General features: G+C 33.1%; 2 protein-coding genes. Both read right to left on the reverse strand.

The genetic code is table 11. The annotated features are described in order from the left end of the window. Positions 1-1,361, reverse strand: a 1,361-nt coding sequence (locus OQH61_RS09385; RefSeq protein ID WP_266027172.1) for an MBOAT family O-acyltransferase, incomplete at its 3' end; no start/stop codon positions are given. 220 nt (positions 1,362-1,581) lie between these two features. Continuing rightward, entirely contained in the window at positions 1,582-1,863 is a 282-nt protein-coding gene (locus tag OQH61_RS09390) for a hypothetical protein (protein ID WP_266027171.1), read from the reverse strand. Positions 1,864-1,974: the final 111 nt, after the last annotated feature.

Consider the following 1,974-nt stretch of genomic DNA (forward strand, 5'->3'; position numbering starts at 1 on the left):
TCATTCCTTCCTCCTATATGTTCTAAGAGTGCAGGGAGGTGATGAATCTTTTGTGGTAATTCCACCCAAGTAATTCCAAACATTCCTGTAATAAGATTCATTGCTCCACTCACATTCTCACTTCTAAAGAATATCCACGCAATATTCACAAAGTTAAAAGTAAGCAACCAACATAAGATTGTATAAACACGCGTGTGTCTTAACTTCATCAAAGATGTATTGAGAGCCAAAGAAGATTCTAAAAAGAATCTATAACTACGATGTATTATCATTGCACTCCCGTGCAAACTCCCCCATATAACAAATCCCCACCCAGCTCCGTGCCAAATCCCACTTAAAAAGGCTACAATAAAAAGATTCCTCAAAGTAAGTATCTTATTAAGAGTATTATAGAATCTGCTTTGTTTATACTTTGTATTTTTATTTCCCCCTAGTGGAATATAGACATATTCTTTTAAAAATCTCCCTAAAGTCATATGCCATCTGCGCCAAAACTCACTGATATTTAATGCCTTATAAGGAGAATTAAAATTTATAGGCAGCATTATCCCAAAGAGTAATCCTAAACCAATAGCCATATCACAATATCCACTAAAATCAAAGTAGAGTTGAAAGGTATAAGATAAAGAAGTAGCCCAAGATTCTGCAATATTTAATACTCCTCCACTCTCTACAACACTAAATCCAGCATTTGCCCACTTTGCAAAAGCATCTGCAATAAAGACTTTTTTAAATAATCCAATGGAGAATATAAAGATACCCTTAGCCATATAATCCCACTTTATAGGATTAGAGTGTTTAAAAAGAGAATGAAATTGAGGCATCATCTCTTTATGATGCACAATAGGACCAGCAATGAGTTGAGGAAAGAAGCAGATAAAAAGAGCATAATCTAGGAAGTTGATTTGAGTTTGAGGACTTTGTTCATTGTGCATACTTTCTTTAGATTGTAAATGCGCTTGTGTATCTTTACTTGTTGTGAGAGCATTTTTATCTGTGTCATATTCTTTGTGTATATCTTGAGAATCTCTTTGTGCTAGAGATAAGTTTTTATTGCTTTGAGATTCTAAATCCCCTTTGGATACTCTCTCCTCTAGTGCTTTTTCTGCTAAGAGATATTCTTTAAGATTGCGTTCTTTTACCTCTTGCATATCTCTTATATTTACTCTTTTATAACAATCTACCAAAAAAGCAATCTGCTGAAAGGTTACAAATGAGAGTGCAAGAGGTAAAAGAATATGAGGCAAAGGTATATTCAAATTAAAGTCTAAGAGTTGAGCAAAGAGATTAAAATTCTCCAAGAAGAAATCAGTGTATTTAAAAAATCCTAAGACAGAGAGATTAAAGATAATGCCTAAGATAAGATAAAACTTAGGATTTTTAAAAAAGGTTTGTGTGTGAGAGGATAAAGTCTTTGGAGAGAGCGTAAGAGAATCTTTTAAGGAATGAGAATGATGAGATAAACAAGAGGGTGAATGTAAAGATTGAGAGCTTAAATAAGATTTAGGAGAATCATTCAATAAGGAATGATTTAAATTATCAGGTTCAAAGGAGGAGTGAGAGTTGAATACATAAGAGTTATTATGCCCCCCCCCCCATTAATTTGCTCATAGAATCATTCCCTGATTGTAGAGTGTGTAATGATGAATAATGTGCAGGAGATAAGGAAGTGTTGCAAATATGTGTATGCTCTAGCTCTTGCATAGTATAAGGAGTAAAAGTATGTTTAAGAATACATCTTGCAAGAGCATAATTGATAAGCATAGAAGCAAGTAATAAAGGCAGATATATCATCTTCCAATACGCATAAAAGAATAAGCTTGCAAGGACTAAGAATGCTTTTGCAAGATGTATATAAAGCAAAGAATTCTCTTTTATACTTAAAGTTTTTAAGAGATGAAAAATAATCCAAACACAAGGCAAAAAACAAAAGATAAAAAGATAAGAGGAAAAGAGCATAATAGTGCCTTATAA

The organism is Helicobacter sp. MIT 21-1697 (assembly GCF_026241255.1).
Taxonomy (GTDB): Bacteria; Campylobacterota; Campylobacteria; order Campylobacterales; family Helicobacteraceae; genus Helicobacter_C.